This is a genomic window from Caballeronia sp. ATUFL_F1_KS4A, from assembly GCF_023630905.1.
Lineage (GTDB): Bacteria > Pseudomonadota > Gammaproteobacteria > Burkholderiales > Burkholderiaceae > Caballeronia > Caballeronia zhejiangensis.
The window spans coordinates 80934-101837 of record NZ_JALQEB010000015.1 but is presented as its reverse complement, the minus strand read 5'-3'; the positions used below and the strand labels follow the sequence as shown (position 1 = coordinate 101837).

The following is a 20904-nucleotide window of genomic DNA, read 5'->3' as shown; positions in this document are numbered from 1 at the left end:
AAAGGTAAATTCGAGCGGACCAAGCCGCACGTAAACGTGGGCACGATCGGTCACGTTGACCACGGCAAGACCACGCTGACGGCAGCGATCACGACGGTTCTCACGCAGAAGTTCGGCGGCGAAGCGAAGGCGTACGACCAGATCGACGCAGCGCCGGAAGAAAAGGCACGCGGTATTACCATCAACACCGCGCACGTCGAGTACGAAACGGCTAACCGCCACTACGCACACGTCGACTGCCCGGGCCACGCCGACTACGTGAAGAACATGATCACGGGCGCCGCGCAGATGGACGGCGCAATCCTGGTGTGTTCGGCTGCTGACGGCCCGATGCCGCAAACGCGTGAGCACATCCTGCTGGCCCGTCAGGTTGGCGTGCCGTACATCATCGTGTTCCTGAACAAGTGCGACATGGTGGACGACGCCGAGCTGCTCGAGCTCGTCGAAATGGAAGTGCGCGAACTGCTGTCGAAGTACGACTTCCCGGGCGACGACACCCCGATCATCAAGGGTTCGGCCAAGCTGGCGCTGGAAGGCGACAAGGGCGAGCTGGGCGAAGTGGCGATCATGAACCTGGCCGACGCGCTGGATTCGTACATCCCGACGCCGGAGCGTGCAGTTGACGGCGCGTTCCTGATGCCGGTGGAAGACGTGTTCTCGATCTCGGGTCGCGGCACGGTGGTGACGGGTCGCGTCGAGCGCGGCATCGTCAAGGTCGGCGAGGAAATCGAAATCGTCGGTATCAAGCCGACGGTGAAGACGACCTGCACGGGCGTGGAAATGTTCCGCAAGCTGCTCGACCAAGGTCAGGCAGGCGACAACGTCGGTATCCTGCTGCGCGGCACGAAGCGTGAAGACGTGGAGCGCGGCCAGGTTCTGGCCAAGCCGGGTTCGATCACGCCGCACACGCACTTCACGGCTGAAGTGTACGTGCTGAGCAAGGACGAAGGCGGCCGTCACACGCCGTTCTTCAACAACTACCGTCCGCAGTTCTACTTCCGTACGACGGACGTGACCGGCTCAATCGAGCTGCCGAAGGACAAGGAAATGGTGATGCCGGGCGACAACGTGTCGATCACGGTCAAGCTGATCGCTCCGATCGCCATGGAAGAAGGCCTGCGCTTCGCAATCCGCGAAGGCGGCCGTACCGTCGGCGCCGGTGTCGTGGCGAAGATTATCGAGTAAGAGCCAGAAATCGTCTCGGTAGTTAGTGGTTTCGGGGTCGGCAATGTCCGTCGACCCCAAATGGTTTAGGGGTATAGCTCAACTGGCAGAGCGTCGGTCTCCAAAACCGAAGGTTGGGGGTTCGATTCCCTCTGCCCCTGCCAAAATTCTCGCGCCAAGTGGCGCTGTTTAAGGTGTTATGGCGAATCCTTCCGTCGAAACTGTAAATACTTCCGGCGACAAGTTGATGTTGGTGGCGGGCGTATTGTTGGTCTTGGCCGGGTTCGTTGGATTCTTCTGGCTCTCGGGCCAAGAATGGTACGTCCGCGGCGCAGCGCTTGCTGTTGGTGTCATCGCGGGTGTCGCAGTCGGTCTGCTCTCTGCGCCGGGCAAGGGTTTCATCGCTTTTGCCAAAGACTCGTACAAGGAAGTCCGCAAGGTTGTCTGGCCGACTCGCAAAGAGGCCACGCAAACGACCCTGGTGGTCTTCGCGTTTGTTCTGATCATGGCCATCTTCCTTTGGCTTAGCGATAAGTCGATCGAATGGGTGATTTTCTCGGCGATTCTGGGTTGGAAATGATATGAGCGATACTCCGACATCCCCGAGTGGAAAGCGTTGGTATGTGGTGCACGCCTACTCCGGCATGGAGAAGAGCGTGCAACGTGCGCTTCAGGAGCGCATCGAGCGCGCAGGCATGCAAGATCAATTCGGTCAGATTCTTGTCCCGACCGAAGAAGTTGTTGAAGTAAAAGGCGGCCACAAATCGGTCACCGAGCGTCGTTTCTTCCCGGGTTATGTCCTGGTCGAAATGGAAATGACGGACGAAACGTGGCATCTGGTCAAGAACACGGCCAAAGTAACCGGTTTCGTTGGTGGTGCGCGCAATCGCCCGAGTCCCATCTCGCCACGTGAAGTCGAAAAGATCATGTCGCAGATGCAGGAAGGCGTCGAGAAGCCGCGGCCGAAGACGCTCTTCGAAGTCGGCGAGATGGTCCGCGTGAAGGAAGGTCCGTTCACCGACTTCAATGGCAACGTCGAAGAAGTGAATTACGAAAAGTCCCGAGTGCGTGTTTCTGTCACGATTTTCGGGCGTTCGACGCCGGTCGAACTCGAGTTCGGTCAGGTCGAGAAGCTTTAATCGAATACATCGCGCGTGGCTTTCGGGCCATCGCGCGATTCGCGCTTACGGTCCGCGTCATGACCGTTGAGGAGCGTCAGTAGTCGGCAACGTCGAACGCGCGCTATCACTCACCGAACGCTCACGCGTTCAGCAGAGGTTTTCAACATGGCAAAGAAAATCATCGGCTTTATCAAGCTGCAGATTCCTGCAGGTAAAGCCAACCCGTCGCCGCCGGTCGGTCCGGCACTGGGCCAGCGTGGCCTGAACATCATGGAGTTCTGCAAGGCGTTCAACGCGCAGACTCAGGGCATGGAGCCGGGTCTGCCGGTGCCGGTCGTCATTACGGCATTCGCGGACAAGAGCTTCACCTTCATCATGAAGACGCCGCCGGCTACCGTTCTGATCAAGAAGGCGGCCGCAGTGCAGAAGGGTTCGAGCAAGCCGCACACCGACAAGGTCGGCAACATCACCCGCGCTCAAGCGGAAGAAATCGCGAAGACCAAGATGCCGGATCTTACGGCAGCTGATCTGGATGCAGCCGTGCGTACGATCGCCGGCAGCGCGCGTTCGATGGGCATCACTGTGGAGGGCGTGTAAATGGCTAAGCTTTCTAAGCGCCTTCAGGCATTTGCGAACAAGGTTGATCGTCAGAAGCTGTACGCGATCGACGACGCGCTGGCTCTCGTGAAGGAATGCGCGAGCGCCAAGTTCGACGAGTCGATCGACGTTGCAGTGCAGCTCGGCATCGACGCGAAGAAGTCGGATCAGGTGGTTCGCGGCTCCGTGGTTCTGCCGGCTGGTACCGGCAAGTCGGTTCGCGTCGCAGTGTTCGCGCAAGGCGACAAGGCTGAACAGGCTCGCGCAGCTGGCGCAGACGTGGTCGGCATGGAAGACCTGGCCGAGCAAGTCAAGGCCGGCAATCTGAATTTCGACGTCGTGATCGCTTCGCCGGACACGATGCGTGTCGTCGGTACGCTGGGTCAGATCCTCGGTCCGCGTGGTCTGATGCCGAACCCGAAGGTCGGTACGGTTACGCCGGACGTCGCTCAAGCGGTCAAGAACGCGAAGGCGGGTCAGGTTCAGTTCCGCGTCGACAAGGCCGGTATCATCCACGGCACGATCGGTCGCGCATCGTTCGAGCCGGCATCGCTGCGTCAGAACCTGTCGGCGCTGATCGAAGCGCTGCAAAAGGCGAAGCCGGCGACCAGCAAGGGCGTGTACCTGCGCAAGATCGCGGTGTCGAGCACGATGGGTGTCGGCGTTCGCGTGGATCAAGCCACGCTGGCGCAACAGTAAGAATTTCGAGCGCGGTCAGATGACCGCGCTTCATATGGGCTTTGGGCGGTTGCAAGATTGCAGTTTCGATTGAGCAACCGGTTGTCAAAGACCGTTGGTGGCGGTGCAGCAGGCAGGCATTGCCTTAATTCAAGCCAACGCAGATGGCGAACCCGAAACAGTTTTGCAGTGGTTGAAATCGGTTATCGAGCGTCGTGAGACGTCTCACCAATCGATCGAAATACTCCTAACAGTCGGACGCCGTTGTTGAACGTGGTGCATGAGGGTAGTTCGCCCGAGTGCATCGAATCTGGAGGTTTAACCGTGCCACTGAACAAAGAAGATAAGCAGGCAGTCGTCGCTGAAGTCGCCGCGCAAGTCGCGAAGGCTCAGACGATGGTGCTCGCTGAGTATCGTGGGATCACGGTTGGCGATCTGACCAAGCTGCGCGCGAAAGCGCGTGAGCAACAGGTGTATCTGCGCGTGTTGAAGAACACGCTGGCGCGTCGCGCCGTCGAAGGTACGCCGTTCGCTCCGCTGGCTGAGCAGATGACCGGTCCTCTGATCTACGGCATCTCGGAAGATGCCATTGCCGCTGCAAAGGTCGTCAACGACTTCGGCAAGAGCAATGACAAGTTGATCATCAAGGCTGGTTCCTACGAAGGCAACGTGATGGACAAGGCAGGCGTGCAAGCGCTGGCCAACATCCCGAGCCGCGAAGAACTGCTCTCCAAGTTGCTGTTCGTCATGCAGGCACCTGTTTCCGGCTTTGCGCGCGCTCTGGCCGCGCTGGCTGAAAAGAAGCAGGGCGAAGCTGCGTAACGACCGCGCTTGGGCGCTAGTCGCTTAAGTTAGGCAAAGCTAGATCGCTAGCTCGATCCGAATTCAATCTAGGAGTATTTCACATGGCAATCGCAAAAGAAGACATCCTCGAAGCCGTTGGCTCGATGTCGGTGCTGGAACTGAACGAGCTGGTCAAGGCGTTCGAAGAGAAGTTTGGCGTGTCGGCTGCTGCTGTCGCAGTTGCTGGGCCCGCAGGTGCCGGTGGCGCCGCTGCTGCTGCTGAAGAGCAGACGGAGTTCACCGTGAACCTGCTCGAAGCAGGCGCGAACAAGGTTTCCGTCATTAAGGCTGTTCGTGAACTGACCGGTCTCGGCCTGAAGGAAGCGAAGGATCTGGTTGACGGCGCACCGAAGCCCATCAAGGAAGCGGTGCCCAAGGCTGCTGCTGAAGAAGCCAAGAAGAAGCTGGAAGACGCGGGCGCGAAGGCTGAAATCAAGTAAGTTTCATTGCGCTATGCGAAGGCTGGCGGTTTTTCACCGCCGGCCTTTTTGTGCTTTGTGGGGACGCAGTTTGTATGCTGGTCAGCAAGCATAAATGTCTCCACAGAAGCCAAAGATAACGGTCGGAACGGCAGAATTTTCCGATTGTTCTCTTTGTCTTCTGAAGCGACTGCAGAAGGCAAGTTTGGTCGGGTAGCGGGAAACACAGGCATCCGCTGCCGTCAGCCAGCGGTTGGTAGCGGCCAACCACCAAGCTTCTAGATTCGCGCGTCCTCCCCGGACAGTTGCGCGGGTCTCAGTCGGTGAACACCGGGCTGTGGCATCGAGGTATCCCGCCTCGGTAACGCCCGCCGTGATTCGGAGATCGTATGCAATATTCCTTCACCGAGAAGAAGCGTATTCGCAAGAGTTTCGCGAAGCGCCCCATCGTTCACCAAGTTCCCTTTTTGCTGGCGACCCAGCTTGAATCATTCCAGACGTTTCTGCAAGCGGACACGTCTTCCTCGCAGCGCAAGTCCGAAGGCTTGCAGGCTGCGTTCAGCTCTGTTTTCCCGATCGTCTCGCACAACGGTTTCGCGCGTCTCGAGTTCGTCAGCTACATGCTGTCGCCGCCCGCGTTCAACATCAAGGAATGCCAGCAGCGCGGTCTGACGTACTGCTCGGCGCTGCGCGCGAAAGTGCGCCTGGTTCTGCTCGACAAGGAATCGCCGAGCAAGCCGGTCGTCAAGGAAGTGAAGGAGCAGGAAGTGTACATGGGCGAAATTCCGCTCATGACGCCGACGGGTTCGTTCGTCATCAACGGTACCGAGCGCGTGATCGTGTCGCAGCTCCACCGTTCGCCTGGTGTCTTCTTCGAGCACGACAAGGGCAAGACGCACAGCTCCGGCAAGCTGCTGTTCTCGGCTCGTATCATTCCCTATCGTGGCTCGTGGCTCGACTTCGAATTCGATCCGAAGGACGTGCTGTACTTCCGCGTCGACCGTCGCCGCAAGATGCCGGTCACGATCCTGCTGAAGGCTATCGGCATGTCGCCGGAGCAGATCCTCGCGAACTTCTTCGTGTTCGACAACTTCGCGCTGATGAGCGAAGGCGCGCAAATGGAATTCGTGCCTGAGCGTCTGCGCGGCGAAGTCGCGCGCTTCGACATCCAGGATCGCGATGGCAACGTCATCGTCACGAAGGACAAGCGGATCAACGCGAAGCACATTCGCGACCTCGAAAACGCCAAGACGAAGTTCATCTCGGTGCCGGAGGAATACCTGCTCGGCCGCGTACTGGCGAAGAACGTGATTGACCCCGAAACGGGCGAAGTGATCGCGAACGCCAACGAAGAAATCACGGAAACGGTTCTCGAGAAGCTGCGCGAAGCGAAGGTCAAGGACATCCAGACGCTCTACACGAACGATCTGGATCAGGGTCCGTACATTTCGTCGACGCTGCGTATCGACGAAACCGCCGACAAGATGGCCGCGCGCATCGCGATCTACCGCATGATGCGCCCGGGCGAGCCGCCGACCGAAGAAGCGGTCGAGGCGCTGTTCAACCGTCTGTTCTACAGCGAAGACGCGTACGACCTGTCGAAGGTCGGCCGCATGAAGTTCAACCGCCGCGTCGGCCGTGACGAAATCATCGGACCGATGACGCTGCAGGACGACGACATCCTCGCGACCATCAAGATCCTCGTCGAGCTGCGTAACGGCAAGGGCGAAGTGGACGATATCGACCACCTCGGCAATCGTCGCGTGCGTTGCGTCGGCGAGCTCGCGGAGAACCAGTTTCGCGCGGGTCTCGTGCGCGTCGAACGGGCTGTGAAGGAACGCCTCGGCCAGGCCGAAAGCGAAAACCTGATGCCGCACGACCTGATCAACTCGAAGCCGATTTCGTCGGCGATTCGCGAGTTCTTCGGTTCGTCGCAGCTCTCGCAGTTCATGGACCAGACCAACCCGCTGTCGGAAATCACGCACAAGCGTCGCGTTTCCGCACTGGGCCCGGGCGGTCTGACGCGCGAGCGCGCGGGCTTCGAAGTCCGCGACGTGCATCCGACGCACTACGGCCGTGTGTGCCCGATCGAAACACCGGAAGGTCCGAACATCGGTCTGATCAACTCGCTCGCTCTGTACGCGCACCTCAACGAGTACGGCTTCCTCGAAACGCCGTACCGCAAGGTCGTGGACAGCAAGGTGACGGATCAGATCGACTATCTGTCGGCGATCGAAGAAGGCCGCTACGTGATCGCGCAGGCGAATGCCGCCGTGAGCGAAGACGGCACGCTGACCGACGAACTCGTGTCGTCGCGTGAAGCGGGCGAAACGCTGATGGTCACGCCGGACCGCATCCAGTACATGGACGTGGCGCCGTCGCAGATCGTGTCGGTGGCTGCATCGCTGATCCCGTTCCTCGAGCACGACGACGCGAACCGCGCGTTGATGGGTTCGAACATGCAGCGTCAGGCCGTGCCTTGCCTGCGTCCGGAAAAGCCGGTCGTCGGTACGGGCATCGAGCGCACGGTCGCGGTCGACTCGGGCACGACGGTTCAGGCGCTGCGCGGTGGCGTGGTGGATTACGTCGACGCGGGCCGTATCGTGATTCGCGTGAACGACGATGAAGCCGTCGCCGGCGACGTCGGCGTGGACATCTACAACCTGATCAAGTACACGCGTTCGAACCAGAACACGAACATCAACCAGCGTCCGATCGCGAAGGTCGGCGACAAGGTTGCGCGCGGCGACGTGCTGGCTGACGGTGCATCGACGGATTTGGGCGAGCTCGCGCTCGGCCAGAACATGCTGGTCGCGTTCATGCCGTGGAACGGCTACAACTTCGAAGACTCGATTCTGATCTCGGAGAAGGTCGTTGCGGACGATCGCTATACGTCGATCCACATCGAAGAACTGAATGTCGTTGCTCGCGACACGAAGCTCGGACCGGAAGAAATCACGCGCGATATCTCGAACCTCGCGGAAGTGCAGCTTGGCCGTCTCGATGAGTCGGGCATCGTCTACATCGGCGCGGAAGTCGAGGCGGGCGACGTGCTGGTCGGCAAGGTCACGCCGAAGGGCGAAACCCAACTGACGCCGGAAGAAAAGCTGCTGCGCGCGATCTTCGGCGAGAAGGCATCGGACGTGAAGGATACGTCGCTGCGCGTGCCCTCGGGCATGAGCGGTACGGTCATCGACGTGCAAGTGTTCACGCGCGAAGGCATCACGCGTGACAAGCGCGCGCAACAGATCATCGACGACGAACTGAAGCGTTATCGCCTGGATTTGAACGACCAGCTGCGCATCGTGGAAGGCGACGCGTTCTCGCGTCTCGCCCGCATGCTGAACGGCAAGGTCGCGAATGGCGGTCCGAAGAAGCTCGCGAAGGGCACGAAGATCGACCTCGCGTACCTCGAAGATCTCGATCACTACCACTGGTTCGACATCCGCCTCGCGGACGAAGAAGCCGCGGCACAGCTGGAAGCGATCAAGGACTCGATCGAGCAGAAGCGTCACCAGTTCGATCTCGCGTTCGAAGAGAAGCGCAAGAAGCTCACGCAAGGCGACGAACTGCCGCCGGGCGTGCTGAAGATGGTCAAGGTGTATCTCGCCGTGAAGCGTCGCCTGCAGCCTGGCGACAAGATGGCGGGTCGTCACGGTAACAAGGGTGTCGTGTCGAAGATCGTGCCGATCGAAGACATGCCGTACATGGCCGATGGCCGTCCGGCCGACGTCGTGCTGAACCCGCTCGGCGTGCCGTCGCGGATGAACGTGGGTCAGATTCTCGAAGTGCACCTCGGCTGGGCCGCGAAGGGTCTCGGCTGGCGCATCGGCGAGATGATGCAGCGTCAGGCGAAGATCGAAGAAATGCGTCAGTTCCTCACGCAGATCTATAACGAGTCGGGCCGTCAGGAAGAGCTGGACAAGTTCTCCGACGACGAGATCCTCGAACTCGCGAAGAACCTGCGCGAAGGTGTGCCGTTCGCGACGCCGGTGTTCGACGGCGCGACGGAACACGAAATGACGCGTGCGCTCGATCTGGCGTTCCCGGACGACATCGCCACGAATCTCGGCATGACGCCGTCGAAGAACCAGGTCACGCTGTACGACGGCCGCACCGGCGAAGCATTCGAGCGCACGGTCACGGTCGGCTACATGCACTACCTGAAGCTGCACCACTTGGTCGACGACAAGATGCACGCACGTTCGACCGGTCCGTACTCGCTCGTCACGCAGCAGCCGCTGGGTGGTAAGGCGCAGTTCGGTGGTCAGCGCTTCGGTGAGATGGAAGTGTGGGCACTCGAGGCGTATGGCGCGTCGTATGTGCTGCAAGAAATGCTGACGGTCAAGTCGGACGACGTGACGGGCCGGACGAAGGTTTATGAGAACCTCGTCAAGGGCGATCACGTCATCGACGCGGGCATGCCGGAATCCTTCAACGTGTTGGTGAAGGAAATCCGCTCGCTCGGTATTGATATCGATCTGGACCGCAACTAATCGGACTACGGAGAGAAAGCAATGAAAGCTCTGCTCGATCTATTCAAGCAAGTCCAACAAGAAGAAGTTTTTGATGCGATCAAGATCGGCCTCGCGTCGCCCGACAAGATTCGTTCTTGGTCGTTCGGCGAAGTGAAGAAGCCGGAGACCATCAATTACCGCACGTTCAAGCCGGAGCGGGATGGTCTGTTCTGCGCGAAGATTTTTGGTCCGATCAAGGACTACGAATGCCTGTGCGGCAAGTACAAGCGCCTGAAGCATCGCGGCGTGATCTGCGAGAAGTGCGGCGTCGAAGTGACGCTGGCCAAGGTGCGCCGCGAACGGATGGGCCACATCGAACTGGCCTCGCCGGTCGCGCACATCTGGTTCCTGAAGTCGCTGCCGTCGCGTCTGGGCATGGTGCTCGACATGACGCTGCGCGACATCGAGCGCGTGCTGTACTTCGAAGCATACGTGGTGATCGATCCGGGCATGACGCCGCTGAAAGCGCGGCAGATCATGACCGAAGAGGATTACTACAACAAGGTCGAAGAGTACGGTGACGAGTTCCGTGCCGAAATGGGCGCGGAAGGCGTGCGCGAACTGCTGCGCGCGATCAACATCGACGAACAGGTCGAGACGCTGCGCACGGAACTGAAGAACACCGGTTCCGAAGCGAAGATCAAGAAGTACGCGAAGCGCCTGAAAGTGCTCGAGGCTTTCCAGCGTTCGGGCATCAAGCCTGACTGGATGGTGCTCGACGTGCTGCCGGTGCTGCCGCCGGAACTGCGTCCGCTCGTGCCGCTGGACGGCGGCCGTTTCGCGACGTCGGACCTGAACGACCTGTATCGCCGCGTCATCAACCGTAACAACCGGTTGAAGCGTCTGCTCGAACTGAAGGCGCCTGAAATCATCGTCCGCAACGAAAAGCGGATGCTGCAGGAAGCCGTCGATTCGCTGCTCGACAACGGCCGTCGCGGCAAGGCGATGACCGGCGCGAACAAGCGTCCGCTGAAGTCGCTCGCTGACATGATCAAGGGTAAGGGCGGTCGTTTCCGTCAGAACCTGCTCGGTAAGCGTGTGGACTATTCGGGCCGTTCGGTGATCGTGGTCGGCCCGACGCTCAAGCTGCATCAGTGCGGTCTGCCGAAGCTGATGGCGCTCGAACTGTTCAAGCCGTTCATCTTCAACAAGCTGGAAGTGATGGGCGTCGCGACGACCATCAAGGCCGCGAAGAAGGAAGTCGAGAACCAGACGCCGGTCGTGTGGGACATTCTCGAAGAAGTCATTCGCGAGCATCCGGTGATGCTGAACCGCGCGCCTACTCTTCACCGTCTCGGCATTCAGGCTTTCGAGCCGGTGCTGATCGAAGGGAAGGCGATCCAGCTGCATCCGCTCGTTTGCGCGGCGTTCAACGCCGACTTCGACGGCGACCAGATGGCCGTGCACGTTCCGCTGTCGCTCGAAGCGCAGATGGAAGCGCGCACGCTGATGCTGGCGTCGAACAACGTCCTGTTCCCGGCCAACGGCGATCCGTCGATCGTGCCGTCGCAGGATATCGTGCTGGGCCTGTACTACGCGTCGCGCGAAGCGATCAACGGCAAGGGCGAAGGCATGACGTTCACGGGCGTGTCGGAAGTGATCCGCGCGTACGAGAACAAGGAAGTCGAACTGGCATCGCGCGTCAACGTGCGTATCACCGAAATGGTGGCGAACGAAGACCAGAGTGAAGGTGCGCCGAAGTTCGTGCCGAAGATCTCGCTGTACGCGACGACCGTCGGCCGTTCGATCCTGTCGGAGATTCTGCCGCCGGGCCTGCCGTTCACGGTGCTGAACAAGCCGCTGAAGAAGAAGCAGATTTCGCAGCTGATCAACACGGCGTTCCGCAAGTGCGGTCTGCGCGAAACGGTGATCTTCGCCGACCAGCTGATGCAAATGGGCTTCCGTCTCGCAACGCGCGCCGGTATCTCGATTTGCGTCGACGACATGCTCGTGCCGCCGCAGAAGGAAACCATCGTCGGCGACGCCGCGAAGAAGGTGAAGGAATACGACCGTCAGTACATGTCGGGTCTCGTCACCGCGCAGGAGCGCTACAACAACGTGGTCGACATCTGGTCGGCAACGTCGGAAGCGGTCGGCAAGGCGATGATGGAGCAGCTCGCAACGGAGCCGGTGGTCGATCGCGACGGCAACGAAACGAAGCAGGAGTCGTTCAACTCCATCTACATGATGGCCGACTCGGGCGCGCGTGGTTCCGCGGTGCAGATTCGTCAGCTCGCCGGTATGCGCGGCCTGATGGCTAAGCCGGACGGCTCGATCATCGAGACGCCGATTACCGCGAACTTCCGCGAAGGCCTGAACGTGTTGCAGTACTTCATCTCGACGCACGGCGCTCGTAAGGGTCTGGCGGACACGGCGTTGAAGACCGCGAACTCGGGTTACCTGACGCGTCGTCTCGTCGACGTGACGCAGGATCTGGTCGTCGTCGAAGACGATTGCGGCACGTCGAACGGCGTGGCGATGAAGGCGTTGGTGGAAGGCGGTGAAGTCGTCGAAGCGCTGCGTGACCGTATTCTCGGTCGCGTCGCGGTGGCGGACGTCGTCAATCCGGAAACGCAGGAAACGATCTACGCTTCGGGCGATCTGCTCGACGAAGATGCGGTGGAGGAAATCGAGCGCCTCGGCATCGACGAAGTGCGCGTGCGCACGCCGCTCACCTGCGAGACGCGTTATGGCCTGTGCGCCGCGTGCTACGGCCGCGACCTGGGCCGCGGTTCGCGCGTGAACGTCGGTGAGGCAGTCGGTGTGATCGCTGCTCAGTCGATCGGCGAGCCGGGCACGCAGCTGACGATGCGTACGTTCCACATCGGTGGTGCGGCATCGCGTGCGGCGGTGGCTTCGACGGTGGAAGCGAAGAGCAACGGTACGCTGCGCTTCACGGCCACGATGCGTTACGTCACCAACGCGAAGGGCGAGCAGGTCGTCATTTCGCGTTCCGGCGAGGCGATCATCGCGGACGACTTCGGTCGCGAGCGTGAGCGTCACAAGATTCCGTACGGCGCAACGCTGCTGCAACTCGACGGCGCTGCGATCAAGGCCGGTACGCAACTGGCTCAATGGGATCCGCTGACGCGTCCGATCATCACCGAGTGGGGCGGTACGGTGAAGTTCGAGAACGTCGAGGAAGGCGTGACGGTCGCGAAGCAGATCGACGACGTGACCGGTCTTTCGACCCTGGTCGTGATCGACGCGAAGCGCCGTGGCTCGCAGGCTGGCAAGAGCGTGCGTCCGCAGGTGAAGCTGCTCGACGCGAACGGCGAGGAAGTGAAGATCCCGAACACCGAGCATTCGGTGCAGATCGGCTTCCAGGTCGGCGCACTGATCACCGTGAAGGATGGTCAGCAGGTGCAGGTCGGTGAAGTGCTGGCGCGTATCCCGGTTGAAGCGCAGAAGACGCGTGACATTACCGGTGGTCTGCCGCGCGTGGCCGAACTGTTCGAAGCGCGCTCGCCGAAGGACGCCGGCATTCTGGCGGAAGTCACGGGCACGACGTCGTTCGGCAAGGACACGAAGGGCAAGCAGCGTCTCGTCATCACGGACCTCGAGGGCAATCAGCACGAGTTCCTGATCGCGAAGGAAAAGCAGGTGCTGGTGCACGACGGTCAGGTCGTCAACAAGGGCGAAATGATCGTCGACGGTCCTGCCGATCCGCACGACATCCTGCGTCTGCAGGGTATCGAGGCGTTGTCGCGCTACATCGTGGACGAAGTGCAGGACGTGTACCGTCTGCAGGGCGTGAAGATCAACGACAAGCACATCGAAGTGATCGTGCGTCAGATGCTGCGCCGCGTGCAGATCGTCGACAACGGCGATACGCGTTTCATTCCTGGCGAACAAGTCGAGCGTTCGGACATGCTCGACGAGAACGACAAGATGATCGCGGAAGACAAGCGTCCGGCGACGTACGACAACGTGCTGCTCGGTATCACGAAGGCATCGCTGTCGACCGATTCGTTCATCTCGGCGGCGTCGTTCCAGGAAACGACCCGCGTGCTGACCGAAGCGGCGATCATGGGCAAGCGCGACGATCTGCGTGGCCTGAAGGAAAACGTGATCGTCGGCCGTCTGATTCCGGCCGGTACGGGTCTCGCGTTCCACAAGGCGCGCAAGGCGAAGGAATCGTCGGACCGCGAGCGTTTCGACCAGATCGCGGCCGAAGAGGCTTTCGACTTCGGTACGCCGGAAACGCCGGCGGCGGAGCAGCAGCCGCACACCAACGAGTAAGCGTCTCTCGCTAGTAGCATCGATGAACCGCTCAGCTTCGGCTGGGCGGTTTTTTTTCGTCTGCACGTTTCGCTGTCGGCATCGTCCGAATGGCTAACGCCGGTTTCACGCGCTAATGCGTTGGTAGAATTCGTTATCTCCCACGTCGCAGTGCGCGCTTTTCCACATGTCCCGGTCGCTCGAAATACTCAACGAAATCTTCGGCTATCCCGCATTTCGCGGACAACAGGCGGAGATCGTCGAGCATGTCGCGAACGGCGGCGATTCCCTCGTGCTGATGCCCACCGGCGGCGGCAAGTCGCTGTGCTATCAGATACCGTCGCTGGTACGGCGCGAGGCGGGTTTCGGGGCGGGCATCGTCGTGTCGCCTCTCATCGCGTTGATGCAGGATCAGGTCGCCGCGCTGACCGAGGTGGGCGTGCGCGCCGCGTATCTCAATTCCACGTTGTCCGGCGCCGAAGCAGCCGCGACCGAGCGCGCCCTGCGCAACGGCGAGATCGACTTGCTGTATGTCGCGCCTGAACGCCTGATGACACCGCGCTTTCTCGATCTCCTCGACAGCGCGCCGGTCGGTCTTTTCGCGATCGACGAGGCACATTGCGTTTCGCAATGGGGGCACGATTTCCGCCCTGAATACATTCAGCTTTCCGTGCTGCACGAGCGGTTTCCCGATGTGCCGCGCATCGCGCTCACCGCGACCGCCGATGCGATCACGCGCGACGAAATCGTGCATCGCCTCGCGCTCGACGACGCGCGCATCTTCGTTTCGAGCTTCGATCGGCCGAACATTCGTTATCGGATCGTCGAAAAGGACAATGCGCGCTCGCAGCTGCTCGATTTCATCCGCGCGGAGCATACGAACAAGGACGGCACCACCGATGCGGGCGTCGTCTATTGTCTGTCGCGCCGCAAAGTCGAGGAAACCGCAGACTGGCTGAAGGGCCAGGGCATCCGCGCGTTGCCGTATCACGCGGGCATGGAGTTCGAGACGCGCCAGAAGCATCAGGAGATGTTCCAGCGCGAGGAAGGCATCGTCATGTGCGCGACCATCGCGTTCGGCATGGGCATCGACAAGCCGGACGTGCGCTTCGTCGCGCATCTGGATTTGCCGAAGAGCGTCGAGGGCTACTACCAGGAAACCGGACGCGCTGGCCGCGACGGCTTGCCGGCGAACGCGTGGATGGCTTACGGATTGGGCGACGTCGTGCAGCAGCGGAAGATGATCGACGAATCCGACGCCGACGACGCCCACAAGCGGGTGCAGACCGGCAAGCTCGATGCACTGCTTGGACTTTGCGAGGCGGCCACGTGCCGCCGCGTGCGTTTGCTCGCGTACTTCGGCGAGACGAGCACGCCGTGCGGCAATTGCGATACGTGCATCGAGCCGCCCGCGTCCTTCGATGCCACTCGCGAGGCGCAGATGGCGCTGTCGTGCGTGTATCGCGCACAGCGGGCGAGCGGATTCCATTTCGGTGCCGGGCACCTGATCGACATTCTGCGCGGCACGCGCAGCGAAAAGGTCCTGCAACGCGGCCACGAGAAAATTTCGACGTTTGGCGTCGGCGCGGCGCTGTCCGAGCCCGAGTGGCGCGCAGTGTTCCGGCAATTGGTGGCGTTCGGCTATCTCGCAGTCGATCACGACGGCTTCGGCGCGCTCGTTCTGACGGATGCCAGCAAGCCAGTACTCAAGGGCGAAGAGCGCGTCACGCTGCGCAAATACGTGAAGCCGACGCGCGCGCGGCAGTCGTCGAGCCGCACGGGCGAACGCGCGGATCCGACCGCTGGCATGTCACCGCGCGAGAAGTCGCGCTGGGAGCGCTTGCGGACCTGGCGCGCGGAAACCGCAAAGAGCGACGGCGTGCCCGCCTACGTCATCTTCCACGACGCGACGCTCGCCGAAATCGCGCGCAGCGACCCCGATACGATCGACGACTTGCGCCATATTCCCGGCATCGGCGTGCGCAAACTGGAGCGTTTCGGCGACGAACTGCTCGACGTCGTCGGTTCGGATTGAGATTCGTCGCTCGAAAATCCATCGAAATCGTCGCAACGTATTGACCCGATTGCGATTTTCAGAATATCATGCTTGGTTCTCGTCATTGGTCCGTCTTCGGATCTGGCCTAGCGCCGGATGCGAAGCGCGGGAATCGTCGGCGAGATCGCTAAACACGCAATTCTTTTCGCTTTGCCCGATCGAATTGCGTGGATTTTGTTCATTTTTAGGATTAGACAATGCCAACCATCAATCAACTGGTTCGCAAAGGCCGCGCGTCGGAAACGACGAAGAGCAAGTCGCCGGCCCTGCAGGACTGCCCGCAGCGTCGCGGCGTGTGCACCCGCGTGTACACGACGACGCCGAAGAAGCCGAACTCGGCACTCCGTAAGGTCGCCAAGGTTCGCCTGACCAACGGCTTCGAAGTCATTTCGTACATCGGCGGTGAAGGCCACAACCTGCAAGAGCACTCGGTCGTGCTGATCCGCGGCGGCCGTGTGAAGGACTTGCCGGGTGTGCGTTACCACATGGTTCGCGGCTCGCTGGATACCCAGGGCGTCAAGGACCGTAAGCAAGCTCGCTCGAAGTACGGTGCGAAGCGCGCTAAGGCTGGCAAGTAAGTCGCCGGTCGGAAGTAACGAATCAAGGTCGCCGCAAGGCGGTAAAGGCGGTGGTGCCGGAAGTGCCGGTGCTATCGAGTAAGTGGTCACCCGGCCAAGCTGGTTTAGTCGAATAGATGGATCGGGTTAGTTGGTGGCCGCGGAGCGGGGAATCGCTCCAACTGAAAAAGTAAAGGAAGAATCATGCCGCGTCGTCGCGAAGTCCCCAAGCGGGAAGTGTTGCCGGATCCGAAGTTCGGCAACGTAGATGTAGCCAAGTTCATGAACGTGCTGATGCTCTCCGGCAAGAAGTCGGTTGCCGAGCGTATCGTGTACGGCGCTTTTGAACAGATCCAGACCAAGGGTGGCAAGGACCCGCTGGAAGTGTTCACGGTTGCGCTCAACAACGTGAAGCCGGTGGTCGAAGTGAAGAGCCGTCGCGTTGGTGGTGCGAACTATCAGGTTCCGGTCGAAGTGCGTCCCTCGCGTCGTATGGCATTGGCGATGCGTTGGTTGCGTGAAGCCGCGAAGAAGCGCAGCGAAAAGTCGATGGCCCTGCGTCTCGCAGGTGAACTGCAGGAAGCGGCTGAAGGCCGTGGTGGCGCAATGAAGAAGCGCGACGAAGTTCACCGCATGGCAGAAGCCAACAAGGCATTCTCGCACTTCCGTTTCTAAGCTCCCGCTCACCGGGCAAACGGAAAATCAGGGCGGGTGCGCTAGTTTTGGCGCCTCGCCCGTTTGTGTTAGGACGCGGCCGGTATTTCGCCGGCGCGTCGACCGAAAAAGGATCCAAAGTGGCTCGCAAGACACCTATCGAGCGCTACCGCAATATCGGTATTAGCGCTCACATCGACGCCGGCAAGACGACGACGACCGAGCGCATCCTGTTCTACACGGGCGTGAACCACAAGATCGGTGAAGTTCACGACGGCGCAGCAACGATGGACTGGATGGAGCAGGAGCAGGAGCGCGGCATCACCATCACGTCGGCTGCTACCACGGCCTTCTGGAAGGGCATGGGCGGCAACTACCCCGAGCACCGCATCAACATCATCGACACGCCGGGACACGTCGACTTCACGATCGAAGTGGAACGCTCGATGCGCGTTCTCGACGGCGCGTGCATGGTCTACTGCGCAGTGGGCGGCGTGCAGCCGCAGTCGGAAACCGTGTGGCGCCAGGCGAACAAGTACAAGGTTCCCCGTCTCGCGTTCGTCAACAAGATGGACCGTACCGGCGCGAACTTCTTCAAGGTCTATGACCAACTGAAGAACCGCCTGAAGGCGAACCCGGTTCCCGTCGTCGTGCCGATCGGCGCTGAAGAAAACTTCAAGGGCGTCGTCGACCTCCTGAAGATGAAAGCGATCATTTGGGACGAAGCATCGCAAGGCACGAAGTTCGACTACGTCGACATCCCGGCCGAACTCGTTGACACGTGCAACGAGTGGCGCGAGAAGATGATCGAGTCGGCTGCGGAAGCCAGCGAAGAGCTGATGGAAAAGTACCTCGGCGGCGAAGAGCTGAGCGAAGCGGAGATCGTCAAGGCGATCCGCGACCGGACCATCGCGTGCGAAATCCAGCCGATGCTGTGCGGCACCGCGTTCAAGAACAAGGGCGTGCAGCGCATGCTCGACGCCGTGATCGACTTCCTGCCGTCGCCGGTCGACATTCCCCCGGTTACGGGCGAACTCGAAAGCGGTGAAAAGGCCGAGCGTCGCGCAGCCGACGACGAGAAGTTCTCGTCGCTGGCGTTCAAGATCATGACGGACCCGTTCGTCGGTCAGCTGATCTTCTTCCGCGTGTACTCGGGCGTCGTGAATTCGGGTGACACCGTGCTGAACGCGACCAAGGACAAGAAGGAACGTCTGGGCCGTATTCTGCAGATGCACGCGAACCAGCGCGAAGAAATCAAGGAAGTTCGCGCGGGCGACATCGCCGCGGCCGTCGGCCTGAAGGAAGCGACCACGGGCGACACGCTGTGCGATCCGCAGCACCCGATCGTTCTGGAGCGCATGATTTTCCCGGAACCGGTGATTTCGCAGGCAGTCGAGCCGAAGACGAAGGCTGACCAGGAAAAGATGGGCCTGGCGCTGAACCGTCTCGCGCAGGAAGACCCGTCGTTCCGCGTCCAGACGGACGAAGAATCGGGCCAGACCATCATTTCGGGCATGGGCGAGCTCCACCTCGAAATTCTGGTCGACCGCATGAAGCGTGAATTCAACGTGGAAGCGACCGTCGGCAAGCCGCAGGTTGCATACCGCGAAACGATCCGCACGACGGCGGCAGACGTCGACGGCAAGTTCGTCAAGCAGTCGGGTGGTCGCGGCCAGTACGGTCACGCGGTCATCACGCTCGAGCCGAACGAGCAGGGCAAGGGCTACGAGTTCCTGGACGAGATCAAGGGCGGTGTGATTCCGCGCGAATACATCCCGGCAGTGGACAAGGGCATCCAGGAAACGCTGAAGTCGGGCGTGCTGGCTGGCTTCCCGGTTGTGGACGTGAAGGTTCACCTGACGTTCGGTTCGTACCACGACGTCGACTCGAACGAAAACGCGTTCCGCATGGCCGGTTCGATGGCCTTCAAGGAAGCAATGCGCAAGGCAAGCCCGGTCATCCTCGAACCGATGATGGCTGTGGAAGTCGAAACGCCTGAAGACTACATGGGCAACGTGATGGGCGATTTGTCGGGCCGTCGCGGTATCGTCCAGGGCATGGAAGACATGGTTGGCGGCGGCAAGATCGTCCGCGCCGAAGTGCCGCTGTCGGAAATGTTCGGCTACTCGACCTCGCTGCGTTCGCTGACGCAAGGCCGTGCAACGTACACGATGGAATTCAAGCACTATGCTGAAGCTCCGCGTAACGTCGCCGACGCGATCATCAACGCCAAGGGTAAGTAATTCCCGCAAGTAATTCGGCGCAAGCCACAAGCTTTAAACCGATAACCAAACTTTTGAACGAAGGTAATCATGGCAAAAGGTAAATTCGAGCGGACCAAGCCGCACGTAAACGTGGGCACGATCGGTCACGTTGACCACGGCAAGACCACGCTGACGGCAGCGATCACGACGGTTCTCACGCAGAAGTTCGGCGGCGAAGCGAAGGCGTACGACCAGATCGACGCAGCGCCGGAAGAAAAGGCACGCGGTATTACCATCAACACCGCGCACGTCGAGTACGAAACGGCTAACCGCCACTACGCACACGTCGACTGCCCGGGCCACGCCGACTACGTGAAGAACATGATCACGGGCGCCGCGCAGATGGACGGCGCAATCCTGGTGTGTTCGGCTGCTGACGGCCCGATGCCGCAAACGCGTGAGCACATCCTGCTGGCCCGTCAGGTTGGCGTGCCGTACATCATCGTGTTCCTGAACAAGTGCGACATGGTGGACGACGCCGAGCTGCTCGAGCTCGTCGAAATGGAAGTGCGCGAACTGCTGTCGAAGTACGACTTCCCGGGCGACGACACCCCGATCATCAAGGGTTCGGCCAAGCTGGCGCTGGAAGGCGACAAGGGCGAGCTGGGCGAAGTGGCGATCATGAACCTGGCCGACGCGCTGGATTCGTACATCCCGACGCCGGAGCGTGCAGTTGACGGCGCGTTCCTGATGCCGGTGGAAGACGTGTTCTCGATCTCGGGTCGCGGCACGGTGGTGACGGGTCGCGTCGAGCGCGGCATCGTCAAGGTCGGCGAGGAAATCGAAATCGTCGGTATCAAGCCGACGGTGAAGACGACCTGCACGGGCGTGGAAATGTTCCGCAAGCTGCTCGACCAAGGTCAGGCAGGCGACAACGTCGGTATCCTGCTGCGCGGCACGAAGCGTGAAGACGTGGAGCGCGGCCAGGTTCTGGCCAAGCCGGGTTCGATCACGCCGCACACGCACTTCACGGCTGAAGTGTACGTGCTGAGCAAGGACGAAGGCGGCCGTCACACGCCGTTCTTCAACAACTACCGTCCGCAGTTCTACTTCCGTACGACGGACGTGACCGGCTCAATCGAGCTGCCGAAGGACAAGGAAATGGTGATGCCGGGCGACAACGTGTCGATCACGGTCAAGCTGATCGCTCCGATCGCCATGGAAGAAGGTCTGCGCTTCGCAATCCGCGAAGGCGGCCGTACCGTCGGCGCCGGTGTCGTGGCGAAGATTATCGAGTAAGATATCGGGCTTGCTCGATTGAACTCGAAGTAAAGCAGTAGCAGTATCGACCGGGACCGGGCGTTCGCTCTCCGCGAGCGCTTAGTCCCACGCTCTTTTGCCAATGTGCGGTGCAATACCGCCTCGCTCTTTTCAAGGAATCGTCATGCAGAACCAGAAAATCCGCATTCGTCTGAAGGCTTTCGACTATCGCCTGATCGATCAATCGGCAGCCGAGATCGTCGACACGGCGAAGCGGACTGGCGCGATCGTTCGTGGCCCGGTGCCGCTGCCGACGCGTATTCAGCGTTTTGACATCCTGCGTTCGCCGCACGTCAACAAGACGTCGCGCGACCAGCTCGAAATCCGTACCCACCAGCGCCTGATGGACATCGTCGATCCGACGGACAAGACCGTCGACGCGCTGATGAAGCTCGACCTGCCGGCAGGCGTCGACGTCGAAATCAAGCTGCAGTAAGTCCAAAAGCTCCGCTGGCGTGCCAGACGGAGCTAAGTCTTTGATTGCTTGCAGGATTCGAAAAGCCTTGTTATACTCCAAGGCTTTTCGCGCCTATGCGCATGCAAAGGCGCAAGA

The 20904-nt window shown here is 60.6% G+C and carries 15 protein-coding genes and 1 tRNA gene; all 16 read left to right on the top strand.

The window, feature by feature from the left end; all coding sequences use genetic code 11:
• A partial coding sequence (tuf, locus tag NCS03_RS13010; protein ID WP_250435275.1) for an elongation factor Tu occupies positions 1–1185 on the top strand: 1185 nt, incomplete at its 5' end.
• A 67-nt stretch (positions 1186–1252) separates the two neighbouring features.
• Positions 1253–1328 (top strand) — tRNA-Trp (locus tag NCS03_RS13005).
• Between the two features lie 35 nt (positions 1329–1363).
• The gene (gene secE / locus NCS03_RS13000) at positions 1364–1744 is read left to right on the top strand and encodes a preprotein translocase subunit SecE (protein ID WP_008343790.1); all 381 of its coding nucleotides are present in this window, start codon (positions 1364–1366) and stop codon (positions 1742–1744) included.
• Position 1745: 1 nt separating this feature from the next.
• Positions 1746–2303 carry a transcription termination/antitermination protein NusG gene (nusG, locus tag NCS03_RS12995; protein WP_014192489.1) on the top strand — a complete coding sequence of 186 codons (558 nt, stop codon included), beginning with the start codon at positions 1746–1748 and terminating at the stop codon, positions 2301–2303.
• A 147-nt stretch (positions 2304–2450) separates the two neighbouring features.
• Entirely contained in the window at positions 2451–2882 is a 432-nt protein-coding gene (gene rplK, locus NCS03_RS12990) for a 50S ribosomal protein L11 (RefSeq protein WP_008343796.1), read from the top strand.
• On the top strand, positions 2883–3581 hold the full coding sequence (gene rplA, locus NCS03_RS12985; protein ID WP_008343797.1) for a 50S ribosomal protein L1: 699 nt from the start codon (positions 2883–2885) through the stop codon (positions 3579–3581).
• A 303-nt stretch (positions 3582–3884) separates the two neighbouring features.
• Positions 3885–4382 carry a 50S ribosomal protein L10 gene (gene rplJ, locus NCS03_RS12980; protein WP_034473109.1) on the top strand — a complete coding sequence of 166 codons (498 nt, stop codon included), beginning with the start codon at positions 3885–3887 and terminating at the stop codon, positions 4380–4382.
• 83 nt (positions 4383–4465) lie between these two features.
• Positions 4466–4843 (top strand): 50S ribosomal protein L7/L12, encoded by a 378-nt coding sequence (gene rplL, locus NCS03_RS12975; protein ID WP_008343803.1) that lies wholly within the window; start codon positions 4466–4468, stop codon positions 4841–4843.
• A gap of 368 nt (positions 4844–5211) precedes the next feature.
• Complete coding sequence (rpoB, locus tag NCS03_RS12970; RefSeq protein ID WP_008343804.1) at positions 5212–9318, top strand: DNA-directed RNA polymerase subunit beta; 4107 nt, start codon at positions 5212–5214, stop codon at positions 9316–9318.
• A 21-nt stretch (positions 9319–9339) separates the two neighbouring features.
• Positions 9340–13581, top strand: a complete 4242-nt coding sequence (rpoC, locus tag NCS03_RS12965; RefSeq protein WP_008343805.1) for a DNA-directed RNA polymerase subunit beta' — start codon at positions 9340–9342, stop codon at positions 13579–13581.
• Positions 13582–13747: 166 nt separating this feature from the next.
• On the top strand, positions 13748–15595 hold the full coding sequence (recQ, locus tag NCS03_RS12960; protein WP_008343806.1) for a DNA helicase RecQ: 1848 nt from the start codon (positions 13748–13750) through the stop codon (positions 15593–15595).
• Positions 15596–15813: 218 nt separating this feature from the next.
• Positions 15814–16194 (top strand): 30S ribosomal protein S12, encoded by a 381-nt coding sequence (gene rpsL / locus NCS03_RS12955; RefSeq protein ID WP_006998493.1) that lies wholly within the window; start codon positions 15814–15816, stop codon positions 16192–16194.
• A 183-nt stretch (positions 16195–16377) separates the two neighbouring features.
• A complete protein-coding gene (rpsG, locus tag NCS03_RS12950; protein ID WP_008343817.1) occupies positions 16378–16848 on the top strand; it encodes a 30S ribosomal protein S7 in 471 nt (156 codons plus the stop codon).
• Positions 16849–16967: 119 nt separating this feature from the next.
• Positions 16968–19070 (top strand): elongation factor G, encoded by a 2103-nt coding sequence (fusA, locus tag NCS03_RS12945; protein WP_008343818.1) that lies wholly within the window; start codon positions 16968–16970, stop codon positions 19068–19070.
• A gap of 69 nt (positions 19071–19139) precedes the next feature.
• A complete protein-coding gene (tuf, locus tag NCS03_RS12940) occupies positions 19140–20330 on the top strand; it encodes an elongation factor Tu (protein ID WP_008343820.1) in 1191 nt (396 codons plus the stop codon).
• 145 nt (positions 20331–20475) lie between these two features.
• On the top strand, positions 20476–20787 hold the full coding sequence (gene rpsJ, locus NCS03_RS12935; protein WP_006998489.1) for a 30S ribosomal protein S10: 312 nt from the start codon (positions 20476–20478) through the stop codon (positions 20785–20787).
• Positions 20788–20904: the final 117 nt, after the last annotated feature.

Bases quoted from the DNA above. Each gene is read 5' to 3' on its own strand.
- secE (WP_008343790.1), top strand. From the start codon at position 1,364: ATGGCGAATCCTTCCGTCGAAACTGTAAATACTTCCGGCGACAAGTTG.
- rplK (WP_008343796.1), top strand. From the start codon at position 2,451: ATGGCAAAGAAAATCATCGGCTTTATCAAGCTGCAGATTCCTGCAGGT.
- rpoC (WP_008343805.1), top strand. From the start codon at position 9,340: ATGAAAGCTCTGCTCGATCTATTCAAGCAAGTCCAACAAGAAGAAGTT.
- rpsJ (WP_006998489.1), top strand. From the start codon at position 20,476: ATGCAGAACCAGAAAATCCGCATTCGTCTGAAGGCTTTCGACTATCGC.
- rpsL (WP_006998493.1), top strand. From the start codon at position 15,814: ATGCCAACCATCAATCAACTGGTTCGCAAAGGCCGCGCGTCGGAAACG.
- tuf (WP_008343820.1), top strand. From the start codon at position 19,140: ATGGCAAAAGGTAAATTCGAGCGGACCAAGCCGCACGTAAACGTGGGC.
- recQ (WP_008343806.1), top strand. From the start codon at position 13,748: ATGTCCCGGTCGCTCGAAATACTCAACGAAATCTTCGGCTATCCCGCA.
- rpoB (WP_008343804.1), top strand. From the start codon at position 5,212: ATGCAATATTCCTTCACCGAGAAGAAGCGTATTCGCAAGAGTTTCGCG.
- nusG (WP_014192489.1), top strand. From the start codon at position 1,746: ATGAGCGATACTCCGACATCCCCGAGTGGAAAGCGTTGGTATGTGGTG.
- rpsG (WP_008343817.1), top strand. From the start codon at position 16,378: ATGCCGCGTCGTCGCGAAGTCCCCAAGCGGGAAGTGTTGCCGGATCCG.
- rplA (WP_008343797.1), top strand. From the start codon at position 2,883: ATGGCTAAGCTTTCTAAGCGCCTTCAGGCATTTGCGAACAAGGTTGAT.
- rplL (WP_008343803.1), top strand. From the start codon at position 4,466: ATGGCAATCGCAAAAGAAGACATCCTCGAAGCCGTTGGCTCGATGTCG.